The sequence below is a fragment of the Nocardiopsis deserti genome, from assembly GCF_008638355.1.
GTDB classification, from domain to species: domain Bacteria; phylum Actinomycetota; class Actinomycetes; order Streptosporangiales; family Streptosporangiaceae; genus Nocardiopsis; species Nocardiopsis alborubida.
Genome location: NZ_VWVS01000018.1, coordinates 37,196 through 58,589, shown reverse-complemented (window position 1 = coordinate 58,589; position 21,394 = coordinate 37,196). Strand labels below are relative to the sequence as shown.

12 protein-coding genes are annotated in these 21,394 nt (G+C 73.6%); 9 read left to right on the top strand and 3 right to left on the bottom strand.

Annotated features, from left to right (window positions below; genetic code table 11):
- Positions 1-76: 76 nt before the first annotated feature.
- Complete coding sequence (locus FYW99_RS24165) at positions 77-2,377, bottom strand: serine/threonine-protein kinase (protein WP_150254327.1); 2,301 nt, start codon at positions 2,375-2,377, stop codon at positions 77-79.
- 543 nt (positions 2,378-2,920) lie between these two features.
- On the opposite strand from FYW99_RS24165, the gene FYW99_RS24160 reads away from it, so the two are divergent.
- Positions 2,921-3,211: a DUF6504 family protein gene (locus FYW99_RS24160; protein ID WP_150254326.1), complete on the top strand. Its 291-nt coding sequence runs from the start codon at positions 2,921-2,923 to the stop codon at positions 3,209-3,211.
- 268 nt (positions 3,212-3,479) lie between these two features.
- Here the strand turns inward: FYW99_RS24160 and FYW99_RS24155 are convergent, their stop codons facing one another.
- Positions 3,480-4,055, bottom strand: coding sequence for a GNAT family N-acetyltransferase (locus FYW99_RS24155; protein WP_150254325.1), 576 nt, complete (start codon positions 4,053-4,055; stop codon positions 3,480-3,482).
- 178 nt (positions 4,056-4,233) lie between these two features.
- Positions 4,234-5,337, bottom strand: coding sequence for a peptidoglycan recognition protein family protein (locus FYW99_RS24150; protein WP_150254324.1), 1,104 nt, complete (start codon positions 5,335-5,337; stop codon positions 4,234-4,236).
- 168 nt (positions 5,338-5,505) lie between these two features.
- On the opposite strand from FYW99_RS24150, the gene cobC reads away from it, so the two are divergent.
- The 8 genes from cobC to ettA all read left to right on the top strand — a co-directional run bounded on the left by cobC (position 5,506) and on the right by ettA (position 20,630).
- Entirely contained in the window at positions 5,506-6,564 is a 1,059-nt protein-coding gene (gene cobC / locus FYW99_RS24145) for an Rv2231c family pyridoxal phosphate-dependent protein CobC (protein WP_150254323.1), read from the top strand.
- 235 nt (positions 6,565-6,799) lie between these two features.
- The gene (gene cobT / locus FYW99_RS24140; protein ID WP_150254322.1) at positions 6,800-9,619 is read left to right on the top strand and encodes a nicotinate-nucleotide--dimethylbenzimidazole phosphoribosyltransferase; all 2,820 of its coding nucleotides are present in this window, start codon (positions 6,800-6,802) and stop codon (positions 9,617-9,619) included.
- Between the two features lie 211 nt (positions 9,620-9,830).
- The gene (cobA, locus tag FYW99_RS24135) at positions 9,831-11,111 is read left to right on the top strand and encodes a uroporphyrinogen-III C-methyltransferase (protein WP_150254321.1); all 1,281 of its coding nucleotides are present in this window, start codon (positions 9,831-9,833) and stop codon (positions 11,109-11,111) included.
- A gap of 70 nt (positions 11,112-11,181) precedes the next feature.
- A complete protein-coding gene (locus tag FYW99_RS24130) occupies positions 11,182-13,077 on the top strand; it encodes a dynamin family protein (RefSeq protein WP_150254320.1) in 1,896 nt (631 codons plus the stop codon).
- Positions 13,074-15,518: a GTPase gene (locus FYW99_RS24125; RefSeq protein ID WP_150254319.1), complete on the top strand. Its 2,445-nt coding sequence runs from the start codon at positions 13,074-13,076 to the stop codon at positions 15,516-15,518. Before FYW99_RS24130 ends, FYW99_RS24125 begins: the two co-directional genes overlap by 4 nt.
- Positions 15,519-16,080: 562 nt before the next feature.
- The gene (locus FYW99_RS24120; RefSeq protein WP_150254318.1) at positions 16,081-17,457 is read left to right on the top strand and encodes a GGDEF domain-containing protein; all 1,377 of its coding nucleotides are present in this window, start codon (positions 16,081-16,083) and stop codon (positions 17,455-17,457) included.
- Between the two features lie 85 nt (positions 17,458-17,542).
- On the top strand, positions 17,543-18,763 hold the full coding sequence (locus FYW99_RS24115; protein ID WP_150254317.1) for a DUF4192 domain-containing protein: 1,221 nt from the start codon (positions 17,543-17,545) through the stop codon (positions 18,761-18,763).
- A gap of 202 nt (positions 18,764-18,965) precedes the next feature.
- On the top strand, positions 18,966-20,630 hold the full coding sequence (gene ettA, locus FYW99_RS24110; RefSeq protein ID WP_150254316.1) for an energy-dependent translational throttle protein EttA: 1,665 nt from the start codon (positions 18,966-18,968) through the stop codon (positions 20,628-20,630).
- The last annotated feature ends 764 nt before the right edge of the window (positions 20,631-21,394 follow it).

The window sequence follows — 21,394 nt, the reverse complement described above, 5'->3', positions numbered from 1 at the left end:
GTCCACTGCTCCTTCCGTGTCGGTTCCCGGCATCATGTCAGCCCGGAGCCGGAACGGCCACGGAGGGTCGGCCCGCCTACTCCGACCTGCCCTCCTCGATGATCCGGTGCAGGGAGAAGTCGGTGAAGAACGCCGCGAACGGCTGGTTGCTCGGTCCCTGCCGGGTCACGAGGCCGACCCCGCGGCGGTCCTCCGGCTCCTCGGCGTCCTGGGGGAGGGGATTGTCGTCCACCGTGGTCAGGACGTGCTCCTCGTTGACCCACATGGACAGCTCCATGGTGTCCTCGGCCTCGTCGAAGCGGCAGGACAGCGTGACGGTGTTGGTGGGGATGTCGTCGTGGTCGAAGTTGAAGGGGTTGCCCGTGTCGTAGCCGTGCTCCTCGCGCAACGACTCGTCGTAGAGCGGGTAGGGCGCGTACCCGGGCACGTCGGTGGTCTCCGTCAGGATCTCGTCGCCCTCCGTTTCGCTCATCCGGCGGATCGACGCGCCCTGGCCGTCGTAGCGCAGCAGGGCCTCGTACTTGCTGACGCCGTCCTCGCCGTCGTTGTTCCAGCAGCGCACGCCGAACATGGACTGCTCGGGGCCCGTGACCGCGTACACGCCGCTGCTGACCAGGACGCTGGCGGGCAGTTCCTGCTCCTGCTCCAGGCTCACGATCTCGCCGCGGCTGGGCTGGCTGCCGGGTTCGAGCGCGAGCAGGACGCCCTCCTTCGCGGCCCAGTAGCCGTCGGACTCCCCGGCCTCGTAGGTGTTGCTGACCCAGCCGGGGTCGGAGCTGAAGTCGGGGTTGTGGATCGAGACGGTGTTCTCCGGGATCGCCTGGCCGCCGTTGAGCAGGACCGTCGCACCCACGGCGGCCACCAGGACGACCGCGCCCGCGGCCGCGCCGATCACCACCATCCGCCTGCGGTCGCGCGGGGCACCGCCGGACCTTCCGGGAGGCTGGCCCGCTCCGCCGGGGCCGCCGGGGTTTCCCGGGCCGCCGGAACCGGAGTAGGCGGTGAAGGCGGGCTGGCCCTGCGGCGGAGACGCGTAGCCGCCGTGCGCCTGGTGCGGCGGGGGGAGTTGGCCGCCGGAGTTGGCGTAGTAGCCGGGAACCTGCTGTCCGCGGACCGGGGGCCGGCCCTGGGGCGGGTACCCGTCGTACCCCATGCCCGGCTGGGGACCCGAGGGCGGGACACCCGGGTTGCCGTGCTGCTCCACACGGGCCTGCTGGACCGCGGAAGGCGGCTGTACCGGGTGCTGGACCTGCGTGGGCTGCGCGTACGGGTTGTACTGCGCGGTCTGCCCGTGTGCGGGCGGAGCCTGGAAGGGCTGGCCGCTCTCCGGAGCCGCCGCGCCCCGCTGCGGTCCGCTGTCCGGGTGCTGTGCGCCCGCCTGCCGCGGTCCGCCCGGGGTCTGCTGCGGCTCGCTCGGCGCCTGGTGCGGCGTGGGCCCGCCTGCCCGCGCCCCGGTGTCCTGCGGCGGCTGCCCCTGGACGGGGGAACTGCTCGGCGGGGCCCACGAGGTACTGATCGTGCGCTCCACCTCGGCCTCCTGCGGTTCCTCCTGGCCGGTCAGCCGGGCCAGGAGCTGCTTGGAGGTGGGTCGGTTGGCCGGATTCTTGTCCAGCGCCGCGTTGACCAGGTCGTACAGGTCCGCGTCCAGGCCGTCCAGGCGCGGCGGAGCCGAGGAGATGTTGTGCAGGACGGCGGGCACCGTGGGGGCGTCGAATGGGGCGGTGCCGGTTCCGGCGAAGGCCACCAGGCAGCCCCACGCGAAGATGTCGGCGGCCGCGGTGGCCCGCTGACCCAGGAGCAGCTCCGGGGCCATGTACGAGGGGGTGCCCATGAGCTGGCTGGAGCGGGTGACCGCGTCCGCGGCGTCGTCCAGGGCGCGGGCGATGCCGAAGTCGATGACCTTCGGGCCGACCGGGGAGAGCAGCACGTTCGCGGGTTTGAGGTCGCGGTGGATGATCCCGGACCCGTGGATGGCGGTGAGCGCCGCGGCCACACCCATGGCCAGGCCCTCCAGGGTGCCGCCCGCCATCGAGCCGTCCGCGCGGACCGCCTCGTCCAGGTTCGGGCCCGGCACGTACTCCGAGACGATGAAGAGGGGCTCGCCCTCCAGACGGGCGTCGATCACCCCCGCGGTGGAGAAGCGGGCCACGCGGCGCGCGGCCTCGACCTCGCGGGTGAAGCGCAGCCGGAAGGACTCGTCGTCGGCCAGGTCGGGGTGGATGAGTTTGACTGCGACGGGCCGGTCGGAGGCGTCCCTGGCGAGGTAGACGGTGCCCATGCCGCCCCGGCCGAGACGGCTCACGATGCGGTAGCCGTCGAGTTCGCGCGGGTCCCCCACACGCAGGGGTCTGCCGCTCTGGTGCCCGTTCGACGTCACAGTTGGGGGTCCCTCACATGAATCGTGGAGTTCGCGCTGACAGCGTACCGATGCCGACACGCTGGCGCGTTCTGGATTGGCTGGTCCTTCGGGTCCCGCGGACGCGGGGACCGGGCCCGCGGCGGGGGTGTTCGGGGGCGGCGTGTCAGTCGGGGTGGACGCCTCCGGGCGCGACGCGGTTCCCCGAGGCGTCCCCGGCGAGGTGGGCGGTGCCCGTGCCGCCACGCCCCGGGCGGCCCGGGAGGCGGCGGCCGTCCGGGCCACGGGGGCCTCTGGGACGGAGGGGTCTGCCGCTGTTCGACATCACGGAAAGGGGACCTCACGGTTTCCGGGAGCGAGCCGCCCCGCGTACCGGTCGGCGGCGAACGCGCCGGGTACGGGTATGGCGGCCAGGTGGTCATCCAGGGGGATGCCTCCCGTGCCGAAACAGTTCCCCGAAGGCACCGGTTTTCGCTAGTGTTAGAACACACGTTCGAACACCTGGCCGCGTCTTCCCCACGGGTGGGTGTCCCGGTGGCGTGTGCTGGGACTGACAGGAGGCGGATGATGCTGAGGGGAAGTGTCGTGGGACGGTACTACGGGGCGGAGGTGACCGTCGTCGAGGACGACGGGCGCCCGGCCCGGTTCGTGTGGAACGGCAGGGTGTACGGAGTGCGCAGGATCCTCGAACACTGGGTCACGCTGCGCATGGACTGGACGCCGGCGCGTGAGTCCCAGACGCCCGAACGCAGGCACTGGCGGGTGGAGGCGGGCACGGCCCGGTCCCAGGGGGTGTACGAACTGCGCCACGACACGGCCACCGGCAGGTGGCTGCTCTCCCGCGTGTGGGGGTAGGGCGCGCTCGGGGGCGGTTTCCGGGCCGCTCGCCGCTCCCCCCACCGAACCCCGGCGGTCCTTGCGCACCCCGCGCCGGGTGTCCGCCCGTCTCCCCCTTCACCGACCCCCGGTGACACCGCGCACGCGGCGCATGCTCGGGCGGGGCCTGTCCGGGTGGGCGGCAGCCGCCGGACACGCGCGGGGTTGGTCCCCGGGCCGCTCCGCGACCGCGGCCCGGGGATCGTGCGGCACCGGCCGGGCGCCCGGTGGGGCAGGAGCGCGCCGGTCAGCCCAGGTCGGTGGGGAGCAGGCTGTACACCGCCAGGTCGGTGCGGCCCTCGTGCAGCGGCATCGCGCTGCGTTCGACGCCCTCCAGGCTGAACCCCGACCGCTCCGCGACCCGGCGCGAACCGGTGTTGCCGGTGGCGGCCTTGATCTCCACCCGCTGGAAGCCCTGGTCCAGCGCCCAGCGGGAGACGGCCACGGAGGCCTCCGTCGCGTACCCGAGGCCGCGGCCCCACGGCGAGACCCAGTACCCGACCTCGGTGGTCATCGCCGCCCATACGACACGCACCAGGCCCACCGAGCCCACGAGCCGCTTGGACTTCCTCTCCACCATGGCCCACTGCTGGCCCTCACCGCAGGTGCGCAGGGCGGGGGCGACCTCGCAGCACCACCGCTCGGCCTCCTCCCGGGTGTAGGGCACCCCGGGCAGGGGGAGGGGGAGCCATCGCTGGAGTTCGGCGTCGGTACAGGACGCGTGCACGTCGTCGATGTCGCCCTCGACGAACGGACGCAGCCGCAGGCGCTCGGTCTCCAGGATCACTGACGGCAGTATCGGTCTGTCTTGCGTGGTGGTCACGCCTCTCCCCTCGGGTCGGAGTGCGCTCACGATACGCGCAGTCCCGGAGTAGGGCATCCGGGTTCTCCTCGTGTGCCCGAGGGGAGGGCGGCACCGTCCCGACCTGGGAGTACCCGCCGGTGCGACCGAGGGCCGAGTTGAGGTCCACGGTTGCGGCGGGCGCTCCTGCCGTGGCCGTCTAGGCCAGGCCCGCGATGACGCGCTGGCGGACCGCGCTGTCGAACACCGCGGAGAAGGCGTTGCCCGGGCACTCGGTCTCCAGCCAGTCGCGGTGCCGGGAGATCGCGTCGCCCGGCGTGACCACGCCCGTGCCCGGGTTGACGTACTCGATCTGCCCGGCCGGGTCCACGCCGGTCACCGCGCACAGCACGCGCAGCACGTCGACCAGGGAGTCCTGCGCCGCCCGGGTGGGCAGCTCGTCGGTGAAGTCCCCGAGCAGGCACACGCCCACGTTGCCCTGGTTGAACCCGTAGGCGTGCCCTGCGGTCACCGACTCGGCCCGCCCCGGCCGCGGGATCCCGGAGAGGACCGGCACGCCGTCCTCACCCGAGTGGCGGCCCTCGTAGACCACCCCGTCGGGGTCGATGAGCACGTGGTAGCCGATGTCCCCCCACGCCTGCTGCACCGCGTGCAGGTAGTACACCGCCCGCACGTCCGCCGCGTGGTCCTCCCCGGTCGGCATCGCGGTGTGGTGCACGGTCAGCGCCTGCACGGGGTGGAACTCCGCCTCCCATAGGTTGTTGCCCTGGTCGTCGAAACGCCAGGACTCGTCGGCGCCCCAACCCGCGCGGGTGCGGAACGGGACGCTGGTCCGGCCGCGCAGGGTGCCGGAGGCCCCCGCGGACAGGGACGCCTGTGCGGGGCCGCCGAAACGCAGACCCTCTCCGTCGTGCAGGTTCACGGCGGCGGTCTCCCCCCTCGAACGCACCTCGTACCCGGTGGCGCCCTCGGGTGCGCGCACCAGCGCGGCCGCGACCGGGTCCCGGTCGTCGCGGCCCCCGGTGTGCAGGTGCACCGGATTCCAGGAGCCCAGGCCGTCGGTGGTCTCGAAGCGGACCGCCGCGTGGGCCTCTCCGGGGTCACCGGTGACGGCCACCATGTCGAAGCGCAGGTCGGGGCGGACGAGTCCGGGTGACGCGGAGGGCTCCGCCAGCACGCGGGGGACCGTGCGGTCACCACCGCCACCGTCGGCCAGGGCGGGGCGGGGGGAGGGGAGCGCGGTGCCCAGTGCGGTCAGGCCCGCGGCCGCGGTGGCACCGGCCAGGAGGGTACGCCTTCGCATCGTGTGTCCGTTCTCTCGGATCGGGTGGGGAAGGCCCCGAGGGTGGGAACGCGGACACCCTGGCACAGCACCGTGAGCCGCGCCACTGAAGGCACGTCCGAATATGTGGCCGAGGCACCCCCTGTTATCAGGCAAGGCTGGTGATGCCGTATGGTGCGATGTTTTCCTATGAAGAAAGGAACATACGGGGTGGGGGAGTACATGGACGCGGGCCACGACCTGCGCCACCACGGTGACGCCGAGGTCGGCGGCGGACTGCTCGACCTGGCCGTCAACGTGCGGGGTCGGACGCCGCCCGCCTGGCTGGGGCGTCTCCTCGCCGACTCGCTGGCCAACCTGGGCGCCTACCCCGACCCCTCCCGCGCGCGGGAGGCGGTCGCCCGGCGCCACGGACGGGATGCGGGCGAGGTCCTGCTCACCGCCGGGGCGGCCGAGGCCTTCGTTCTCCTGGCGCGGGTCCTGAGCCCCCGGCGGGCGGTCGTCGTACACCCCCAGTTCACCGAGCCCGAGGCCGCCCTGCGCGCCGCCGGGCACACCGTGGACCGGGTGCTGCTGGAACCGGACTTCACGCTCGACCCCGGACTGGTCCCCGAGGACGCCGACCTGGTCGTGGTGGGCAACCCGACCAACCCGACCTCCGTGCTCCACCCCGGCGCGGTCCTGGCCGGGCTGGCCCGCCCCGGGCGCGTGCTGGTCGTGGACGAGGCCTTCTCCGACTGCGTTCCCGGCGAACCGGAGTCGCTGGCCTCCCGAGGGGAGCTGCCGGGCCTGGTGGTGGTGCGCAGCCTCACCAAGACCTGGTCGCTGGCCGGGCTGCGCGCCGGGTACCTGCTCGCCGCACCCGACCTGGTGGCCCGGCTCTCCGGGGCCCAGCCCCTGTGGTCGGTGTCCACACCCGCCCTGGTCGCGATGGAGGCGTGCTGCACGCCGGAGGCCCTCGCCGAGGCCGACGCCTGGGCGGTGTCCCTGGCCGCCCACCGCGACGACCTCGCCGAGGGCCTGCGGAACCTGGGCCTGCGGGCGGTCCCGGGGGCGCGGGCCTCGTTCCTGCTGGTCACAGACCCTGAGGCGGACCGGTTGCGGACCCGCCTCAGGGAACGGGGGATCGCGGTCCGGCGCGGTGACACCTTTCCCGGCCTCGGACCGGAGTGGCTCCGGGTGGCGGTCCGTGAGCCCGCCGTCCACCGGATCCTGACGGATGCGCTGGGGGAGTTGCTCGCTCGGTGAGGCGCTGCTCCGCGGGCGGCCGTGCGGGCGGGCGGCCGAAGGAGTCAGCGCGCGCCCACGCGGTCTCTGGCACAGTTGGTGGTGACTTGGGAGCCCCGGCGGCCGAGTCGGTACCGGCCGCCCCGGGTTCTGAGGACCCGTGCGATCGGCGCGGAAGCGGCGGACTACGCTTACCGGTCTATGCCGGACAAGGCGGAAACGGGCCCGCCACAACACCCTCTTGCGTGGAGCGATCATGACCAGAGACGACCGCGAGGACGCCCGGCGCGGCGAGGAGGGCGGAGCCGAACCGTCCCGCGGGAAGGGCGGCAGATCCTCCCCCGGAGCCGGCCCCCGCCTCGGCGGCCTGTTCGACGGGCTGCCCGAGAGCGGACGCGGCGCCCGGGCCCAGCCCCAGCGCGGCTCCGCGGGCTCGGCCAATCCGTTCCGGCAGCGGCCGAGGCCCCCTGCACCGGCCGATCCCGGGCCTCGGGCCCCCTCCGCCCCGGCCTCGCCCTACGGCGCGCTTCCCCTGGACGTCCCTCCGGTCCCGCGACCCGGGGCCGAGCCGGCGGTCGAGCCCACGGCGGACGCGCCGCCGCCGAGCGGACCGCCGCACCGGCCCAACGTCATCCCCTTCCGCGGCGGCGAGCGCACCACCGGGGCCGGGGAGGCCAGCCCGGGAGCCGAGCCGCATCCGGTCCCCGAGAGCTTCGAACAGACCGTGCCCTCCGCCGAGTCCGGGCATCCGGCAGGGCCCGGCAGCTCCGCCGACCTGGAGCCTCCCGCCGACGCGGAGCCTTCGATGGCGCTCGCGAACGCGGCGGCGCTGGCGAGGGCTGCGGCGCTCGCGAAGGAGGCGGCGCCCGCACATGAGGCAACGCCCGCACATCCGGCCGCACCCGTGCGCACCACTACGCCCGCGCGCCCGGCGGCGCCCGTGAACACCGCGGTGCCCGCCCGCGCGGCCACACCCGCACATCCGGCCGCACCCGCACACCCTGCGGCGCCCGCGCGCCCCGCCGTACCCATGAACACCGCGGTGCCCGCCCGCCCGGCGGTACCCACACGCCCGGCGGTGCCCGCGCCCGCGCACCCCGCCCGGGCCGTCAGCCCGACCGGGCCCACCGCCGACCGGCAGGAGGCGGAGACCGGGGACACCGGGGCACCGACCACAGACCACGGACGCGCGGACCAGCACTCCGCGACCACCGAGCCGGAGCAGAGCATGCACGCACACGAACCAGCCGCGCCCCTGCCGAGGCCCACCGGGCCTCCGGTCCAGCCCGTCCCCGAGCCCGCGGCGGCGCCCGCCGCCCCGGCCCCCGAGCGGGCCGACAGCGGCTCCGTCCACGCCTACGGCGAGGCCGAACGCGCCGCCGTCTACCGGGCCATTCGCGAACGCCGCGACGTCCGGACGGGCTTCCGGCCGGACCCCGTGCCCCACGACGTACTCATCCGCGTCCTGGAAGCCGCCCACCAGGCCCCCAGCGTCGGCGACTCCCAGCCCTGGGACTTCCTGGTCATCGAGGACCCCGGTCTGCGCGCACGCGTGGGCGACCTCGCCGCGGCCGAGCGCGAGGACCACGCGCACGCACCGCCGGGCGTCCGCGCCCGCGCCTTCGCCGGACTCAAGGCCGAGGCCGTCCTCGACGCGCCCCTGAACATCGCCGTCACCGTGGACCCCACCCGGGGGGGACGGCACGCCCGGGGCCGCCACGCCCGCCCCCTGAGCGCAGACCACGCCGCCGCCCTCGCCGTGGAGAACCTCTGGATCGCCGCGCGCGCCGAGGGCCTGGGCGTGGGCTGGCTCACCTTCGTCGACGAGCACGACGTCGCCCGCGCCCTCGAACTCCCCGTCCACCTGGACGTGGCCGCCTACCTGTGCGTCGGCTACGTGGAGGAGTTCCCCGCGGAGTCCGAGCTCAGCCTCTCCGGCTGGGCCAGGGAGCGCCCCCTGTCCTGGGCGGTGCACCACGACCGCTACGGCCGCCGCGGTCTGCCCGGCCAGGAACCCACGAGCCTGCTGGAGGAGACCATCACCGCCGTCGGAGCGCTGGACACCCGCGCGATGGAGGAGGCCAGAGACCGCCAGGACCGGATGACCAAGCCGCCCGGCTCCCTCGGCTTCCTGGAGGAGGTCTCGGTCCAGCTGGCCGGAATCTCCGGGCAGTGCCCGCCGCCGATTCCCGAACCGGCCGCCGTCGCCGTGTTCGCTGGCGACCACGGCGTGCACGCCCAGGGGGTGACCCCCTGGCCCCAGGAGGTCACCGCCCAGATGGTGCACAACTTCCTGGAGGGCGGCGCCGTCGTCAACGCCTTCGCCGCCCAGGTCGGCGCCGAGGTCACCGTCGTGGACGTCGGTGTGGCCGCGGACCTGCCCAGCGCTCCCGGCCTGCTGGCCCGCAAGGTCGCGCGCGGCACCGCCGACCTCACCCAGGGGCCCGCGCTCACCCGCGAGCAGGCCCTCCAGGCCCTGGAGGGAGGCATCGAGGTCGCCCGCGACCTGGTCTCCGCGGGCAACCGCTGCCTGGTCACCGGTGACATGGGCATCGCCAACACCACCCCGTCCGCCGCCCTGGTGTGCGCCTTCACCGGAGCCGACCCGGCGCACGCCACCGGACGGGGCACCGGCGTGGACGACGCCGTCTACGCCCACAAGGTCGACGTGGTGCGCCGCGCCCTGGCCGCGAACCCCGTCGACCCGGCCGACCCCATCGGCACCCTGGCCGCCCTGGGCGGCCTGGAGCACGCCGCCCTCGCGGGGTTCGTGCTCGGCGGCGCGGCCCTGCGCGTCCCGGTCCTGCTGGACGGGGTCATCGCCGGATCGGCCGCCCTGGCCGCCGCCGCGATCTCCCCGGAGGCCCTCAGCGCCTGCTTCGCCGGTCACCGCTCCAGCGAGCCCGGGCACAGCCTGGCCCTGGAGCACCTGGGGCTGCGCCCCCTGGTCGACCTGGAGATGCGCCTGGGCGAGGGCTCCGGAGCGCTGCTGGCCCTGCCGCTGCTCCAGAGCGCGGCGCGTGTCCTGCGCGACGTCGCCACCTTCGACGACGCGGGCGTCTCCACCGCCCCCTGACCGCGGCCCACGGTCCCCCGCCCGCACCGACCCCCGGTGCGGGCGGGCTCACACCCCCGGCGCGGCACCCGTTTACACACGCGTAATACCTCTTTGACAAGGTAATTTTGGAGCAATCGCCGAACTATCGCCGGCGGCTGGCGGTCCTCCTCCGCCAGCACCCCGCCGTCGTCGCCGGGGACCGGCACGGACGACCGAAGGGGCGCGACACATGACCTATCTCCTTGGTTTGCGCATGCGGGGACGCGATGTCCTCGTCGTCGGAGGGGGCAGGGTCGCCCAGCGCCGCGTCCCCGTGCTCATCGAGGCCGGGGCCCGCGTCACCCTCGTCGCCCCCGAGGCCTCGGCGGCCCTGGAGGACCTCGCCTCGGCAGGACACCTTACCTGGCACCGGCGCCCCTACGCCGCGGGCGACGTCGCGGGACCGGGCGCCCCCGCCTACTGGCTCGTGCACGCCGCCACCGACGACCCCGGTGTCAACGCCGCCGTCGCCGAGGAGGCCGAGAACGCCCGCGTGTGGTGCGTGCGCGCCGACGACCGGCACGCCTCCTCCGCCTGGACCCCCGCCAGCGGCAGTGCGGCCGGGGTCACCGTGGGCGTCGTCGCCTCCGGCGACCCCCGCCGCTCGGCCGGACTGCGCGACGCCGTCGTCGACGGCCTCGCCGACGGCACCCTCGACGCCCGCCGCGGACGCGAGCGCCTGCGCGGCGTCGCACTCGTGGGAGGCGGCCCAGGCGACCCCGGTCTGATCACGGTCCGGGGACAGCAGCTCCTCTCCCAGGCCGACGTGGTGGTGGTCGACCGGCTCGCCCCCACCTCCCTCCTGGACCGCCTGCCCGCCGACGTCGAGATCGTCGACGCCGCCAAGATCCCCTACGGCCGGTCCATGACTCAGGAGGAGATCAACGCGACCCTGGTCGACCGCGCCGGGCGCGGGAAGTTCGTGGTGCGGCTCAAGGGCGGCGACTCCTTCCTCTTCGGCCGCGGCGGCGAGGAGGCCGCCGCCTGCGCCGCCGCGGGGATCCCCGTCATCGCCGTGCCCGGTGTGACTAGCGCGCTCGCCGCCCCGGCCAGCGCGGGCATCCCCGCCACCCACCGCGGCGTGTCCCAGGATCTGCACATCGTCTCCGCGCACGTGCCGCCGGGGGACGAGCGCTCCACGGTCGACTGGGCCGGACTCGCCCGCGCGGGCGGTACCGTCGTCGTCCTCATGGGGGTGGAGCGGATCGAGGCGATCGCCGAGGCCCTCGTCTCCCACGGCAGATCCGCCGACACCCCCGTGGCGGTGGTACAGGAGGCCACACTGCCGGGGCAGCGGACCGTCACCGGTACGCTGGCCACCATCGCCGCCGCGGCCCGATCGGCCGGAGTGCGGCCCCCCGCGGTGGTGATCATCGGAGAAGTGGTCAAAACTGCGCGGGATCTTGACATACTGCACACGGGAAACCAGTTCGAGACCCGTCGACTGGCGACCGGGCGCGATCTCCAGTGAGACCTCCGCCCGCGGCGTACGTCGCTCCGCGGCGGGAACCGTCAGCACCGATGAGGAGGGCACCCCGATCATGACCCGGCCGTCGGCCGCACCGGGGACCAACGGTCCCGGCGCTCCGGACCGGTTCGGAACCGGACCGGCCGCCACCTCCGAACAGCCCGCCCAGGGCTCCGCATCCGCGCGCGAGACGGACGCCGCGGCCGCCGGCGCCCGTCGGGGGCCCACCGTCCCGCTCGCCGCCGGACCGGCCAAGCACCGCGCCCCCCAACCCGACGAGAACCACTTCGAACAGGTCCTGGAAGCACTGCGCAAGCACATCCGGGACCTGGAGTTCGCCGAGGGCCTGCCCAGTGACGAGGAGGGCCGCGCACTCCAGGCGGACGTGCTCGCCCAGCTCTCCGACTACGTCCTGCCCCGGGTCCGCCGCCCCGACATCCCGCTGCTGATCGCGGTCGCCGGATCCACCGGAGCGGGCAAGTCCACCCTGGTCAACAGCCTGGTCGGCGAACAGGTCACCACCACGGGCGTACGCCGCCCCACCACCAACAGCCCCGTCCTGGCCTGCAACCCCGCCGACGTCGACTGGTTCAGCGAGGCCTCCTTCATCCCCTCCCTGCCGCGAGTGCGCCAGCAGGGCCTGGCGATGCCGGGCAAGGACGGCATGCTCGTGCTCGCCGCCACCGAGGCCATGCCCCCGGGCGTGGCCCTGCTCGACACCCCCGACGTCGACTCCGCCGTCGCCGCGCACCACGAGTTCGCGGCCAAGTTCCTCGACGCCGCCGACCTGTGGGTGTTCGTCACCACCAGCAGCCGCTACGCCGACGCGCGCGTGTGGGAGTTCCTCCAGGTCGCCCGCGACCGCGACACCTCCCTGGCCGTCGTGCTCTCCCGGGTGCCGCGCAGGGGCAGGCGACAGCTCCTGGACCACTTCGGCGCGATGCTGGAGGCCAACGGCCTGGGCGCGGCCGCCCGGTTCGCCATCCCCGAGACCGACCAGATCCGGGGCGAGCGCTTCACCTCCAACGTCGCCGACCACATCCGCGACTACCTGGCGGAGGTGGCGGGCGAGGCCGAGCAGCGCGACCGCGTCTCACGGCGCACCTTCATCGGCGTCATCGACAGCTTCCGGACGCGGATACCCGAACTGGCCCGCCAGGTGGAGGCGCAGATCGAGACCGGGCGCACCCTCACCTCCGCCGTCGACGACTCCTACACCGCCGCCCGCGACCGCGTCGACGCCAGCCTGGCCGACGGCTCCCTGCTGCGCGGGTCGCTGCTGGCCCGCTGGCAGGAGGTGGCGGCCGGGGGCGAGCTCACCAGGAGCCTGCGCCCGCGCGGCAGGCGCACGCGCAGGAGCGGCCGCGCCGAGCAGGCCGAGCGCGACCAGAGGGTGAGCGCCCTGGAGCGCGCCGTCCGCGACGGCCTGGAGGCCCTGGTGGTCTCCAGCTGCGAACGTGCCTCCGACGAGGTCGAGCGGAGGTGGCGCGAGGTCCCCGGCGGCGGCGACCTCGCCTCCAAGGCCCTCAACCAGCCCGGCACCGGCCTGCTCCCGCAGCAGATCCGCCAGGAGATCGCAGAGTGGCAGCGCGGCGTCGTTGAGATGACCACCGCCAGCGGCGCCACCAAGCGCTCCGTGGCGCGGTTCGTCACCTTCGACCACGACGTCGTCGCCCTGGTCCTGATCATCGACCTGCTCGGCTACGAGCGGTCCCGCTCCGGAGGCGGCGCCCACGCGGCCGACGCCTCCGGCCCTTCCCCGCAGCGCCTGCTCAAGGGGCTGTTCGGCGCCCAGTCACTGCGTAGCATTGGCGCAGCGGCCCGGGACGACCTGCGCCAGCGCGTCCAAGGGCTGCTCGACCGCGAGCGCGTGCCCTTCGACAGCGCCCTGGCGTCGGCCGCGATCCCGTCCGAGGACACCGCCGTCCAGCTCTACCAGGCCACGTACAACCTTGAGATTGCAAGATGACGACTCAATGGAACCCCGCGCAGGCGCACGGGGAGCCCGGTGCGCACGCCCGTACCGAGGACGAGGACCGCGAGAGCGGGCAGGGCGCGTCCGGCGCCGGTGACGACGGGCGCTCCCGCGGCGACGCGGCGTCCGGGCCCTGGCGCGGATACACCATGCCGGTCCCCGAGCACCCCGACCACGCCGTGTCCGAGGCGGGCACCGAGGATCCCGCCTACGACGGCATCGCGGCATACCCCGACCCCTCGGGAGCCGGGGCCCCGCACAGGGTCGCGCAGAGCGACCAGGGGGCTCCGCGCGGTGCGGACGCGGAGCCGGAGGACCCGGCCCCGTCCTCCACCGCGCAGCGGCGCTCTGGGCGCCACGCGCGGTCCCTCGCCGACAGGGAGCGCGAGGGGGACCGCCGTTCCGCCGAGGACAACCACGAGGACCCCGACGGGCTCGCCGGATGGGTGGGCAGCCTCGCCGAGGCGGCCGACGACACCCGTATCGCAGGGCGCGCCACCGGGGCCCTCCCGGCCGTCGGCCGGCAGCCGCAGGACGGGGACGACGAACGGGTCTCCCCGGCCCGGGACGACTCCCCGGACCCGCGTGCGCACGAGGAGCCCGAGGAGCACGAGGAGCCCGAGGAGCCGGAGGAGCCCGCACCGGCCGGAGCCGACGCCCCGGAGGGGCCCGAACCGCTGCCCCGCCGCGTCCCCGGACCCTCCGCGGTCTCCGGGGCCTTCCGTGCCGTGGGCGCCGACGACGCCGCTGCCGACGACGACGGCGCGGAGGAGGACGAGGAGTACCGTCCCACCACCCACGACACCTGGCACCCCACCCGCTCCACCACCCGGGCCGAGCTGATCGAGCGCCTGGACGCGCTGTCCGCCCTCACCGAACTGGGCCGTGACGACCTGCCCCAGGAACTCGTCGCCCGGTCCACCCAGCTGCTCGACCACGCGGGGGCCCGGCTGCGGTTGTCGGGCGACCACACCGTGGTCGCCCTGGCGGGCGGCACCGGCAGCGGCAAGTCCTCACTGTTCAACGCCCTGTGCGGACTCCAGCTGTCGCAGACCGGCGTCACCCGGCCCACCACCTCCAAGGCGCACGCCTGCGTGTGGGGCCATGAGGGGGCCGACGCCCTCCTGGGCTGGCTCGGCGTCCCGAACCGTTACCGCCACTCGCGGACCAGCGTCCTGGACACGGGCAACTCCGAGCTGACCGGTCTGGTCCTGCTCGACCTGCCCGACCACGACTCGGTCCGCAGCATGCACACCGCCGAGGCCGACCGCCTCATCGGTTCGGTCGACCTGCTGGTGTGGGTGCTCGACCCGCAGAAGTACGCCGACGCCGCGGTGCACCACCGCTACCTGGCCCAGATGGCCGGGCACGGTGCGGTCACCGTCGCCGTCCTCAACCAGGTCGACAAGGTCGAGCCCGACGAGTTGGAGGAACTGCTCACCGACCTGCGCCGCCTGCTGGAGACGGAGTCGGGGGTGCACCCGCGGGTGATCACCACGTCCACGCTCACCGGCCAGGGCATCCGCGACCTGCGCGAGTTCCTCGCCGAGACGGTGCGCGAGCGGCGCGCGCTGGTGGACCGCCTGGCCGCCGACCTGGACCAGGTGATCGAGCCCTTCGGGGAGTTCCACGGCGAGGGCACGGTGCCCGAGGCGGTCCCGGCCCAGGTACGCGCCCGCGTCCAGGAGGGCCTGGCCAACGCGGCCGGTGTGGCGGCGGTCGCCGACGTCACCGAGACCAACGACGTCCGGCGCGGCAGGCGCCAGGTCGGCTGGCCGGTGGCCCGCCGCTCGCTGCGGCTGGGCAAGGACCCGCTCGCCGCGGTCCAGCTGGACTTCCTGCGCCGTGACAGCGGGGGCGGTGTGGGCGGCCCGGTGGACGCGCACGAGGCCGAGTTGGAGACCGCGCTGGGCGAGGCCGCCGACAGCGTCTCGGAGGGGATGCCTCCGCTCTGGCGCCGCCGGATGCGCGCCGTGGCCCGCGGCGCCGTTCCCGAGCTTCCCGCCGAACTCGGGCAGGCGGTGGCCGGGGCGGTCGGCGATCCGGACCGGAGCCCGTCGTGGTGGAAGGCCGCCCGTGCGGCCCAGTACGCGCTGCTCGCGGTCGCGGGCCTGGGCCTGGCCTGGGCCGTCGTGACCCTGTTGAGCTGGATGGGCGGCGGCATCACCGGCCTGGGGATGTTCGACGACCCGGTGTTCGCCGCCTACTCCGGCGTCCTGGTGGTCGCGGCCCTGCTGGTGGGGTGGCTGACCGGGGTGGGCTGCGGGAACCTCGTCGAGGTGGCCGCGGTCCAGCGCCGCGAGGAAGTGGAGAGAACGGCCTCCGCCCGGGTCCGGGAGATCACCGGACTGCGCGTGGTGGAGCCCCTGGAGGCCGAACTGGCCAGGTACCGGGCGTTCCGGGCGGCCTACGAGGTGGCCAGGACGGCGGGCTGACCCCGGGGTCCGGACGGGCGCGGATCGCCCCGGCCGGAGTCCCACCGCGTTTCCGAGGCCGGGGACGGGCGGCACCGCGCCGCCCGTCCCCGGTGATCTTCACTCAGCCGTAACGGGTTCTAGACCCAGACAGTGCCGCTGGACATGTGTGCTCCTTGTAGTGAGTGCCGTGGGATCCCGGACGGCCGGGGTGTCAGGCGGTCGACACCCCGTGCCACACAGTGGCTACCGTGGTAGGCCCCTACGGCAGGATGCCCTAAATCGTCGCTGAGCCCAACCCCACGAAAACCGGGTCCCTCGGCCCCGGGCCGTTACCCACGACGATCACACAATCAGCAATTAAGTTATTACCCAACGTAATGTAAAGTGGGGAGTGTCGCGGGACGGGCGTGCCGCACCGTCGCCGGGCTCCGACACCTCGTTGTCGTAACCGAATGGCACCGTAAGGGAACGCGCGGCGAAACAACCCCGTCGAAGGGAGAACCGTGGGAGGCGGTGGACCCATCAGAGGCGGGTGTAGGAGGCGGACGGTGGAGAGCGATGTGAGGAGGGAGGCGCAACGGTGAGCATCTCTGAGAAGCCGATCGCGCCGGCCGGGCGTCCCGAGGACGAACGTCCGCGCTGGCCGATCCTCCAGCAGCCCCGCGGACTGGCCGTCTACATGGCGCTGCTCGTGTCCGCGACGCTGTTCCTGTTCGGAGGGGCGGTGGCGCTGACTGCCCCCGCGGTCATGGACCTGGTCACCCTGGTCGCGCTGCTGGCGGGCGCCGTGCTCTGCGTGGAGGCGAGCCGTCGCCTCGGCACGCCGGCCGGGATCAACCGGGACTTCCTGGGGGCCTGGTGGTTCCCGGCGGTCCTCCTCCTGCCGCCCCTGTACGCGCTGGTCCTCCCGGTACCCGTCTTCCTGATGCTCCAGTACCGCACGCGCCGGGCCCTGCTCCACCGGCGGGTGTTCAACGCCGCCTCCATCGCTCTCTCCGGGTTCCTGGCCTCGGTGACCTGGCACTCCATCTGGGGCGGCGGCCTCGTCGACGGGCTCGGCGGCACCCCCGGCGCGCACGAGCACCTGATCACGGGACCCGGTGTGCTCGTCGCGGTGCTGTGCTGTGCGGGGTTCACCGTCCTCAACAACCTGCTCGTCGCGGTGGCCGCGCGGATCAGCAGCGGCCCCGGGCACACCCTCCGGCCCATGTGGGACCGCGAGGCCCTCATCGTGGACGCCGTCGAGTTATGTGTCGGCGTCACCGTCGCCATCCTCGCCCACCTGTCGCTGTTCCTGCTGATCATCGCGGTTCCCCCGGTGTTGCTGCTCCAGCGCAGCCTGATGTACCAGCAACTCCAGATGGCCGCGCGGACCGACCCCAAGACCGGTCTGCTCAACGCCCCCACCTGGGAGCAGGAGGCGTCGGTGGAGATCGCCAGGGCCCGTTCCTCGCGGGGCAGGGCGGCGGTGCTGATCATCGACATCGACCACTTCAAGAGGGTCAACGACAACCACGGTCACCTGTTCGGCGACCAGGTGCTGCTCGGCGTGGCCACCACCATCGCCCAGCAGCTGCGCCAGTCCGACCTGCTCGGCAGGTTCGGCGGTGAGGAGTTCGTGGTGCTGCTGCCCGGCTCCGACACGGCCGAGGCCTGGCGGGCCGCCGAGCGCCTGCGCTCCCAGGTGGGCCGCATGGAGATCGCGGTGGACGACGTGCCGGTGTCCATCACCATCTCGATCGGCGCGGCCGTCATCGGCGACCACGGCAACGACCTGGTGGAACTGCTCACCGCGGCCGACCTCGCGCTCTACCGGGCCAAGGAGACCGGCCGCAACCGTGTGTGCCTGCCCGCCGGGGGGCCTGGGGACGGCGGCAAGATCCCGGGACCGCGGGGAGGGGAGATTTCGGGTCACACGGGCACCACAGACCCCACCGAGCACACCGAACTTCCCTGACCTGCGTCTTTGTGGTCTCGCGGAGTTGTCCACAGCGCGAAGAAGGACGTTGCGCCCGAACCGCCGGGTCACGCACCGTGAGGATATGCACTCTGAGCAGCCACACAACTCCCTCGGCCCCTCCGATCCCCGACGCCCCCTCGACTCCGCGCGAGCCCCCGACCGCCCCGTCCCGTCCGGCCCCGCCGCGTCCGGGCGCTCCCCGGACGACGGCGTCCCCGTCCCCTCACCCCGGAGCCCCGGGGGGTCGAGGCCGTCCGGCCCCGCCGCGGCGGGTGCCGCCCTCACCCTCACCAACCCGACCGACATCATCGCGACCCTGCCCTACCTGGTGGGGACGCCGCCCGATCCGGGGATCGTGGTCCTCGCCGTGCGGGACAAGGGCGTGCACTCGGCGTTCTGCGGCGATCTGGACCGTCTGGCCGCCGCCGGCGACCCGCTGGAGCGCGTGGCCGTCCCCGTCGACATGGCCGTCGCGGAGGGCTGCACCGCCCTGGTGGTCGTGGCCTACGGACCGCCCGAACGGGTCACGCCCCACGTTGACAGGATCCTGTCCGCGGCCCGGAGGCGGAACCTGACCGTCGTCGACGCCCTGCGGGTCACCGGCGGCCGGTACTGGTCCTACACCTGCGCCAAGGCCGACTGCTGTCCGGTCGAGGGAACCGTGGTCAACGTGGACAGCTCCACCGTCCCGGCCAGCGCGGTCCTGCACGGGATCGTCCCGGCCCAGCCGCTCTCCACGGTTACGGCCGAGGTCGAGCGGGTGCGGGAGTTCCTGCGACCCGTGCACGGCCCCGAACGAGCCGCGATGGACACCGTCGCCGAGGAGGTCCAGGCGCGCGCCCGGCGGCTCCTGGAACAGGGGATGCGGGGCGCCCTCACCGACCGCGGTCTGAGCGCCGTGCTCTCGGCGGTGCGGGCCGAACGGGCGGGCCGGGGCGTCACCGGCCGGGAGGAACTGGCCTGGCTGGGGGTCTACCTCGGTGAGATCCGGGTGCGCGACGAGGCGTGGGCGCGCATCACGGCCGAGGCGGCTCCCGCGCACCAGGAGCTGTGGGCCAGGGTCACCCGCCACCTGCCCCGGCACCAGCGCGCGGCGCCCGCCTCGCTGCTGGCGGTCGCGGCCTGGCAGCGCGGGGACGAACCCCTGGCCGCCGCGGCGCTGGACGTGGCCCTGGCCGCCGATCCCGGTTACTCCATGGCGGTGCTGATGAGCCGGGCCCTGGCCTGGGGGCTGCCCGTGGAGCGCTGGCGGGAGTTCACGCCCCGCTGGCTGCGCGCGAGGAGCCAGCGGCCGCAGGAATGAGGGGGCGGAGCCTTCGCGGAGCGCGGCCGGGTCCGCCGGGCGGTCGCCGCCCCGTTCCGGCGGGATCCCCGAGCGGAACCGGCGCCCGCGGGCCCGGGCCCTGGGGCGATGGCCTCCCGGCCGCGGCCGCCGCCCAGAACCGGTCTCCCGCAGGACCGGGCCATGGCGGGGGCACGGGTCGCGACACCCTAGGCTTGGACTCATGCCGGAGTACATCTACACCATGAACAACGTGCGCAAGGCGCACGGCGACAAGGTCGTCCTGGACAACGTTTCGGGGTCGTTCCTGCCCGGAGCCAAGATCGGCGTCGTGGGCCCCAACGGTGCGGGTAAGTCGACGCTTCTGAAGATCATGGCCGGCATCGAGCAGCCGTCCAACGGCGAGGCGAGGCTCATGCCCGGTTTCACCGTCGGCCTGCTCGCGCAGGAACCCCACCTCGACCCGGACAAGACCGTCCTGGAGAACGTCGAGGACGGCGTCGCCGAGACCAAGGCGATGCTGAACCGCTTCAACGAGATCGCCGAGCAGATGGCGACGGACTACTCCGACGACCTGCTCGAGGAGATGGGCAAGCTCCAGGAGCAGCTCGACCACCGGGGCGCCTGGGACCTGGACAGCCAGCTGGAGCAGGCGATGGACGCGCTGCGCTGCCCGCCCGGCGACGCCTCCGTCACCCAGCTCTCCGGTGGCGAGAAGCGCCGCGTGGCCCTGTGCAAGCTCCTCCTGGAGCAGCCCGACCTGCTGCTGCTCGACGAGCCCACCAACCACCTGGACGCCGAGAGCGTGAACTGGCTGGAGCAGCACCTGGCCAAGTACCCGGGCACCATCATCGCGATCACACACGACAGGTACTTCCTGGACCACGTCGCCACGTGGATCCTGGAGCTGGACCGGGGCCAGTTCTACCCCTACGAGGGCAACTACAGCATCTACCTGGAGACCAAGCAGGCCCGCCTGAAGGTCGAAGGACAGAAGGACGTCAAGAAGGCCAAGCGGCTCAAGGACGAACTGGAGTGGGTCCGCTCCAACGCCAAGGCCCGCCAGACCAAGAGCAAGGCCCGTCTCCAGCGCTACGAGGAGATGGCCGCCGAGGCCGACAAGACCCGCAAGCTGGACTTCGAGGAGATCCAGATCCCGCCGGGCCCGCGCCTGGGCAACACCGTGGTCGAGGTCAAGAACCTCACCAAGGGCTTCGACGACCGCGTGCTCATCGAGAACCTGAGCTTCTCGCTGCCGCCCAACGGCATCGTCGGCGTCATCGGCCCCAACGGTGTCGGCAAGACGACGCTGTTCAAGATGATCGTCGGTGAGGAGACCCCCGACCAGGGCAGGATCAACGTCGGCGACACCGTCGAGATCTCCTACGTCGACCAGTACCGGGGCCGCATCGACGACACCAAGAACGTCTGGGAGACCGTCTCCGACGGCGAGACCTTCATCCAGGTCGGCAAGGTCGAGATCCCCAGTCGCGCCTACGTCGCCGCGTTCGGCTTCAAGGGCTCCGACCAGCAGAAGCCGTCCGGTGTGCTCTCCGGCGGTGAGCGCAACCGCGTGAACCTGGCGCTCACCCTCAAGCAGGGCGGCAACCTGCTGCTCCTGGACGAGCCCACCAACGACCTGGACGTGGAGACCCTCGGCTCGCTGGAGAACGCGCTGCTGGACTTCCCCGGCTGCGCCGTGATCACCTCCCACGACCGCTGGTTCCTCGACCGTGTCGCCACGCACATCCTCGCGTGGGAGGGCGACGCCAACTGGTACTGGTTCGAGGGCAACTTCGAGTCCTACGAGAAGAACAAGGTCGAGCGACTGGGCCCCGACGCCGCGCGCCCGCACGCGGTCACCCACCGCAAGCTCACCCGCGACTGAGTATCCGGCGCCGAACGTGCGCACGCGGCTCGCCCGGCGGGACCGCGTGCGCACGTTCGGGTCGGCACGGAGCCTGCCCCGGTGAGCGCGCCGGTGGGTTGACCGTGCCAACGTGGCCGCCGGATCCGGCGGCCACGTTGGACCGTGGCGCGGGCGTGGTCTCCCCCGTGGCGCTCGGCCCGAGGAGGGGCCTTCCGCCTCCCCAGAAGCAGCAGGAACCGGTGTGGCCTGCGGGCAGGACGCAGCGGGCGTCAGGGTGGTACCGCTCCTCACCGCTCTCGGTGCGCCCGCAGCACCGCATGTGCTGGACCCGCCACCGGTAGGGGTGGGCTGCGGACCAGAGGAGACAGGTCTCCGTTCCTGGGCGCGGTGAGGCGCCGTCGATCCACGACAGGTGTTCCGCTGTGCCCCGCCTGGAGCTCGCAGCGGGCGAACACGCGCTCCGGTCAGTGCTCTGCGCCGTCGCGTTCGGTCCTCGTGGCGGGTTGCCTGCTCGCGGTCTCTCGCAGGTATTCGGTCGGCACCGCTGCGAGATCGGGGACGGAGGAGCACGCCCGGGTCGCGCATCTTCTGCCGGTCTGGAGGGTGTCTGATGCGTTGGAGCTCCTATCCCCGCATTCGTGTGATGGGGTCGCATCGATCATCCGTCAGCGCTCCGGGAGATGTTCTCACAACCAGGACAACTGACTCCCGTGCGTGGGGGAACGGACGCGATTGTGACTCTGGGCTCTCATTCATAACTTCAGGTAGTCATGTGGGGGTTG